This window comes from Aeromonas sp. ASNIH8, assembly GCF_002919855.1.
Classification (GTDB): Bacteria; Pseudomonadota; Gammaproteobacteria; order Enterobacterales; family Aeromonadaceae; genus Aeromonas; species Aeromonas caviae.
Genome location: NZ_PQLN01000155.1, coordinates 1 through 6,330, shown reverse-complemented (window position 1 = coordinate 6,330; position 6,330 = coordinate 1). Strand labels below are relative to the sequence as shown.

General features: G+C 56.0%; 6 protein-coding genes and 1 pseudogene. 5 read left to right on the top strand and 2 right to left on the bottom strand.

Annotated features, from left to right (window positions below; all coding sequences use genetic code 11):
• Positions 1 to 127: 127 nt before the first annotated feature.
• A pseudogene (locus C3418_RS22415) lies at positions 128 to 1,054 on the bottom strand (IS1634 family transposase); the annotation flags it as partial.
• A 1,098-nt stretch (positions 1,055 to 2,152) separates the two neighbouring features.
• Here C3418_RS22415 and C3418_RS24460 point away from each other — a divergent pair.
• The 5 genes from C3418_RS24460 to C3418_RS22385 all read left to right on the top strand — a co-directional run bounded on the left by C3418_RS24460 (position 2,153) and on the right by C3418_RS22385 (position 5,580).
• Positions 2,153 to 2,377 carry a hypothetical protein gene (locus C3418_RS24460; RefSeq protein ID WP_103859313.1) on the top strand — a complete coding sequence of 75 codons (225 nt, stop codon included), beginning with the start codon at positions 2,153 to 2,155 and terminating at the stop codon, positions 2,375 to 2,377.
• On the top strand, positions 2,329 to 3,264 hold the full coding sequence (locus tag C3418_RS22400) for a site-specific integrase (protein ID WP_258040163.1): 936 nt from the start codon (positions 2,329 to 2,331) through the stop codon (positions 3,262 to 3,264). Before C3418_RS24460 ends, C3418_RS22400 begins: the two co-directional genes overlap by 49 nt.
• Before the next feature lie 70 nt (positions 3,265 to 3,334).
• Entirely contained in the window at positions 3,335 to 3,577 is a 243-nt protein-coding gene (locus C3418_RS22395) for a plasmid replication protein RepB (RefSeq protein ID WP_103859311.1), read from the top strand.
• A gap of 671 nt (positions 3,578 to 4,248) precedes the next feature.
• Complete coding sequence (locus tag C3418_RS22390; protein WP_103859310.1) at positions 4,249 to 4,680, top strand: hypothetical protein; 432 nt, start codon at positions 4,249 to 4,251, stop codon at positions 4,678 to 4,680.
• Between the two features lie 63 nt (positions 4,681 to 4,743).
• On the top strand, positions 4,744 to 5,580 hold the full coding sequence (locus C3418_RS22385; RefSeq protein WP_103859309.1) for a hypothetical protein: 837 nt from the start codon (positions 4,744 to 4,746) through the stop codon (positions 5,578 to 5,580).
• A 15-nt stretch (positions 5,581 to 5,595) separates the two neighbouring features.
• On the opposite strand, the gene C3418_RS22380 is transcribed toward C3418_RS22385, so the two are convergent.
• Complete coding sequence (locus C3418_RS22380; protein ID WP_181023140.1) at positions 5,596 to 6,219, bottom strand: tyrosine-type recombinase/integrase; 624 nt, start codon at positions 6,217 to 6,219, stop codon at positions 5,596 to 5,598.
• Positions 6,220 to 6,330 lie beyond the last annotated feature (111 nt).

The window sequence follows — 6,330 nt, the reverse complement described above, 5'->3', positions numbered from 1 at the left end:
TGCGAAAACAGGGTGCCAACTTGACCGAAGCCGATCAGGCGGAGTAAAAGAAAGACGCTATAAACGCGGGCAGAAAAACGGTGATCGGCATGATGTTATTGGCTGATCGACATGATGTTATTAGCCATTTGGTGATATTTTTGTCTAAGTTCTTATAAAACGTTACCTGTTCTCGCTTGGTTGCTTGTTCACTATGAATCAACAGCCACTTCTGAGATACCGAGCCATAATCAGCGTCAACCCAACAACCCGAGTAGCCATTACCGATATGGCTCAGCTGCTCTGGCTCAAGGTTCATTAAGGCCTCTTTGGCTGATTTAATGGTCATTGGAACACGCGTAATAAACTTCTGTTGTTGCTCATCCAGTGAACGAATGCTCTCTTCGGTGTATAAAGCGGCATCGGCAATGAAGTAGCGACTGTTTTGAGCTGCCTTCAGGCAATGAATATGCCGTTTAGTGACTTCTGAGAATGCCTTAGCATCATTGGTGTTACCACTAAGCGCTTGCATGTAAACAGGCAGGCCAGCTTGATTTTCGCAAATCAACTCAAGGACCACTTGATTTAGCTCTGGACGGTGGTCTCGGCTGTAGCCTTTTACCAGCTTGATGGCATTAAGATCTTCGTCCTGGGCGTATTCACCATCGACATGGAAGCTAGTGATATCAAGGTGTACAGAGTCTGTTTTAAGTCCTAGCTTATCAACGACATGCTCTGCAATCGCTTGATAAAGTGCGGAGACATCTGCTTCATATAAAGCATCTAACGTGCGTCCGAGTACATCGTCCGTTAAATGGTGAGCTTCAATATCTTTAGCAAGCAACTTGGCAACAGGCTTCGTCTCGAAAAAGTCAGAAAACATATGCAGCGTTCTGCTGTGAAAGCCAAGACCATTGAGAATCATCGCCAAGACCGCATCGCCATGTGAAACGTTATGATCCGAGTACTTGGGAATGACGCGATCAATAATACCAGGTAAACCGATTTCATGGCAGAAAGCAGCGATCAGCCCTAAGTGATCTAGGCGTTTAATGACAGGTTGAGCAGCAGACATAATAAAGTGACCGTTAAATAACAGTAATAGATCAAAACTGGGGATCGCGGTCAAGAGGTCTGTCGCACTAACATTTGTAAACGATCACTGGATCACATTATTTTAATTCTGAAATTGGCTGCGGAATGACGGATATTTGTGTGAATAATTTGCTTTTTGCTGCCATCATATTTTGATTTTGATTATTCATATTCAGCATTTGATGTGCTATTCGCCCCGAATCACCGGTTTTGCGTCGGGTTTCGCGCTCGCCCCCGCTAGGTAACGCAGGAAAACCACCTGCGTTACCTAGCGGGGGCGAGCCTGGCAGCGCATAACGGCCCGCCACCGCCGCACATTGCAACGCGCCCAGAATGGGGGTAGATTGGAACCTCAACCAATCGTGGATCGCCGACTGCCCCCCAGACCAAAAATCTGGACCAGGGTCGTCGACCGCCGAGGGACGGAGCCTCACGGGGTGAAGTTGCTGAGGGTTCACGCGAGCGGAGCGCAACTCGTTAATCCTGCGCGGCGGAGAGCCAAAAGCTCCCCGCGACACCCCAATGGCGAAGAGTTGGCGGGGTTGGTTTGGAGTTTTGCGCAACTCTTAAAAATTGGCGCGGCGGTGTGTGCATCCCGCAAACGACCTTCGGGCATTCCTGACCACCGAGTGGACCAACACCTAGACGGCATTCCTGACGTTCTGGACGACCATGGCCTTCTGGCATTCCTCCTTCGGGATGACGCGACCTTCCTGACCTTCGGGTCAAATCACCTACACCTAGTAGGCATTCCTTACCTTATGGACTACATGACCTTCTGGCATTCCTCCTTCGGGATGACGTGGCCTGCCTGACCTTCTGGTCAAATCACCTACACCTAGTAGGCATTCCTTACCTTATGGACGTCGCGTACCACGACGCTAACCCGGTAATAAAACTCGTTCGTAGAATGTGCATTTTGGCTCCAGCCACCATTCCACAACGCGAGGTTTTGTCCTCACTATCGAGGCACGATAGAGGTGTGATCAGTCCGACCTAAACGGGGCGAGGCGGGGAAACCCTGTCACGGCATTCATCCATCGATGTTGCTGGCGTTCTTACAATCCAGGAGATGACCATGCCCACGCACACCGATCCGCGCGCTACCCGGCGTCCGAGCTATATCCGCTCCGCTCTGGAGCCCTATCGCGGCGAACTGCTGCGACTCCACCGCACCGGCTCAACCATCGCCGACCTGCGCCACTGGCTGCACACCGAGCACCGCCTAGCTGTCGCCCATTCGACCGTGGCCCGGTGGCTAGCCCAGGCAACCAGCCATCCCCTGCGAGCGAGGTTCGACTGATGGCCGTGTTCCGCTCCCCCGCCAAACAGGCGGCCTCCGTGATGCGCGAACTGCAGGGCACCATCCTGAAAAGCGTACGCACGGTGGAAAATTATGAGAGGGGCCTGACCCGGGTGACCGAGTGGACCCAGCGGGAAAAACTGTCGGACGGCCTGCGCGGCCTGACCCGCGAGCAGGCGATCGCCTACCTGGAGCAACGCGGACAGGCTGTGGGCCAAAAATGCCTCGACATGGAACGCCAGGCGATCCAAGCCATGTTCCGGCATGTCACCAACAAGCTCGGCGCGGGCGAGACCCTGCCGGTGATCAAGGCGGATCAGCCGCAGGTACTGGGGAGCCGCGCCTATAACCCGCAGCAGGTCGCGCTAATCTGCGAACGGCTGGCCCCGCACAATGCGCTGGCCACCGAGATCGCCTATACCGCAGGCCTGCGCGCCCACGAACTTTTGACCCTCCAGCCCCGCAGCGAGCGGACGCCGGATCCGCGCCCGGCCCTGCCCACCAAATTCGAGGGCCGCGAGGACGGGAGCCGCTACGTGGTGACCGGCAAAGGGGGGCTGATCCGCGAAGTCCAGTTGCCCAGCCATCTGGCCGCCCGCCTAGAGGCGCAACGGCTCGCCACCCCGCGCCCGGTGACCGATCGGCACGTGTACTACCAGCAGCACTACGCCATCGGCGGTGGCCAGCCCTGGAGCATGGCGGTGTCCCGCGCCGCCAAGGCCGCCCTGGGCTGGAGCACCGGCGCCCACGGCCTGCGCCATGCCTACGCCCAGGAGCGGGTGACGGAGCTGCAAACCCTGGAGCACTCGCAGAAAGTGGCCAATGAAACCGTGTCCCAGGAGCTGGGGCATTTCCGGCCCGAGATAACCACCACCTACCTGCGCTGACGGTTGCCTTTCGGAAACGGCGCGGGCATTATCAAAAAGCACATTTGATTGATCGAATTGGTTATTTGATATGGAAGAACTGCAAGCGAAGTGGACGTTTGACCAAGGTGGGTTTGCCAAGGCCCTGATCGCCCCCACCCCGATGGGGGCTGGCTACCATCTGCATCTGGTGAAGTTCGGCAAACAGAGCGAGACCATTGTCCTGGAACGACAACGCGGGGGCTGGCGGGTGTTCAAGAGCATCGATGCCGCCGCCAACACCGCCAATGGCATTGGCTTTCGGCGTATCGAGATCGATCTGAGCAGTCGTTGAGCCCCGACACCTCATGACAAAACACCAACCCCCGCTCCGGGGATAACTGCTGCCGCCCACAGGGGACGAGCCCCTGCTGGACGGACGGGCGCAGTTACCCCCCTCGCCAAGATCCTCTCTATCGATTTAAAGCCAGGAAAAGACCAGGGCCCAAGGGCCCGCGAAAAAGGCGGTCGCAATGCTCCCCGATCTGCCGGGCTCTCCTATCTTTCGCTGCGCTTCAAGATAGGAGAGCCCTCCTGTTTGGCTACGTTAAAAATGACGTAGTTACACAAGATAGGACTCGCCTTGCTCTGAACTATTGAGGCCGCTTGCGGCGGCTCCCCCTCACGCGCTTCAGAGACACACCCCGTCCTGCTGCATCGCCTTTAGTCCCCGCCTGTGGGCCGGACAGCCGCGCCGTGTTTAAAGAGCTGGCCGTGGTTGGTTCCCCGTTACGCTCTGTTGGCTGATGCCCCACGGTTGCGAGCCGTGGGAGGCTGTGGTGCGCGGTCGCACGCTGGGCAGTATGTGAGGATTCCCCGTTCTGCCCGACCAACCACACCCACACACGGCAACAAACTCATGCTTCCAATCCGTGCGGGTACGACAAAGCGCCTTTATCACGTTCACCGTAACACCCAGGGTGCCTCGCACAACCCTAAACATATCGACTGGAGCTAGAGCGTTTCATGGCGAGAGAGATTGAGCAGGATTGGGATGTAAAGGGGCAAGACGACATGCATCAAGAGGTTATCCGGTCATCATATCTGGATGGAGGTGACCGCCTATACCTCATCTATGATGAGGCAAAGGGGGTGTATAGAGTAGGCACTCGCTGGGTATGGCTCGGGAAGTATCGTGACATCTGGGATGCCTGTGATGCGTTTGATGTGATAGAGCTGCTTGGGGTGGTTGATAGCCTGACAGCAGCCCAGGTAAAGCGAGAAATCAAGCGTCAACCACGCTCTCGTGCAGCCGTTCGCAAGGGTATGGCACGGATTGACGGGTTACTTGAAGCGGTCCAAAAGCGGCTTTCAGGCCTGATCCCGCGTGCCGGGGGGAGCAAGGCAAGTCTCACCGCTTGGGTGAAGGCCAGGGGAAGAACCGGCCAGAGCTCATAATGTCGTAGTCAGACATCGAGGTATTGCTATAATAGGTAGTGATCCTATTAGAGGAATATCATCATGGCCAATATGACACCTCAGTGGCGCCGGTACTATGAACAGCACCAGGCGCTTTACGCCTATCTAGTTCAGCACTGCGAACCTCTTTTTGTCGTTCCTGGGCATGAACCCATCTATACCGTCGTAGAAAATGCACTCGGCAGACATCACCGCCTGCCAAAATTCATTCACTGGATAGGCCGTCTCACAGTCGACGAAGCTGAATATCTGGGCATGGTGCACAATCTGGAGACCTGCTACAGGGACGCGATAGGTATCAAATTTCGGCGATACCCGGTCAATTTTCCGGTATTTCACAGGGAAATCGAGCAGATCAACATAAGCCGACATTATGCGTACAAGTCGGAAACCGTCACCGGCAACCGACTGTTGTTGATGGCCATGAGAGCCCCAGATGATGCGAATAACATGGCCGCACTGCGAGAGGTATTTGAGCGGCATGTGGTCGAACTGGAGGCAGTGGGTCTACCCGCACACATCAGCGTCACCCAGCGGCTCAGTGTGTTTGGCTCTACCGCTGACTACCTGGAGCTGACCATCGGTACCGGCTCGCTTTATGAATATGCCGGATGCAACAGAGTGCAGAAACGCACCTTCACCGGAGAGCATTATCGAGCCCGGTTGCGGGCAAAAGGTGAGTCTTCGGGCTACCGTGGCCGTTTCGGGCTGATCGTTCTCGACCAAAACAGCAGAGACAACATCGTAGAGGCGAACAAACAAGGGGATCGGCCACATCGTCTTGATGTGCTTGGCGCCAGGATCCCGATGCCCATTGAGCTGGACTTTGACCTGTATCGGCGCCCGATAGAAGAGGGCGAGGAGAATAATGAATTATAGGTGAGGGGTGCCCCCTCACCGCCGGTCACGCCGCCTGATCGCCATGGCCCCTTCGGTGGCCAGTATGTTGCTCGTGTACCTGTAGACCATCAGGTTGCTGGCCCATCGGCCAGCAATTTGGACCTTCAAGGTGTTGCCATCCTCAGTGGCCAAGTCCTGCGCCGCCCCGACTCGTGTTGAGTGAGCGGTGAAGCACGGGATCCCAAGCTCCTCCATATTGAGCACCTGCCAGGCGCGGGCGTAAAGACGATTGAGCGTCATATACCCTAGTGGTTTTGCGGTCTTCACCGACTTTCCCGCCTGGTTGATCCCGATGAACAGGGGGTCAGAAGACCCAACATCCAGTGTTCGACCGGCCATCGCAAGATACTCGCGGATCAGACGGAACGACTGGCGCGACAGAATAGCGTAGTCCGGCTCGCCCGATTTATTGGTCTTGGTGATCGGGATCATAAGGGTGGCGGTTCCGTCAGTATTGACCTGGAGATGCCGCATTTTGATGTTCAATACCTCGCTGGCTCGAAGCAGTGTTTCATAGGCCAGGACCAATATCGCCAAATCGCGCCGGTCGGCCAGTGCCGGGCTCGACTCCCAGAGCTCACGCAGATCGTCCAGGTGATTTTGGGGTTTGGGGAGCAATGGAACCAAAAACCAACGTAAGCCCTACCAACGCTTTTCGGTGTCTTCTTCCCAGGCGCCCATCTCGACAAAACAGTTGCGCATGTCGGCCTCCTGGCTGATCTCGGTCAG

Coding starts and splice junctions, on each gene's coding strand:
- C3418_RS24460 (WP_103859313.1), top strand. CDS start 2,153: ATGCCCACGCACACCGATCCGCGCGCTACCCGGCGTCCGAGCTATATC.
- C3418_RS22395 (WP_103859311.1), top strand. CDS start 3,335: ATGGAAGAACTGCAAGCGAAGTGGACGTTTGACCAAGGTGGGTTTGCC.
- C3418_RS22385 (WP_103859309.1), top strand. CDS start 4,744: ATGGCCAATATGACACCTCAGTGGCGCCGGTACTATGAACAGCACCAG.
- C3418_RS22390 (WP_103859310.1), top strand. CDS start 4,249: ATGGCGAGAGAGATTGAGCAGGATTGGGATGTAAAGGGGCAAGACGAC.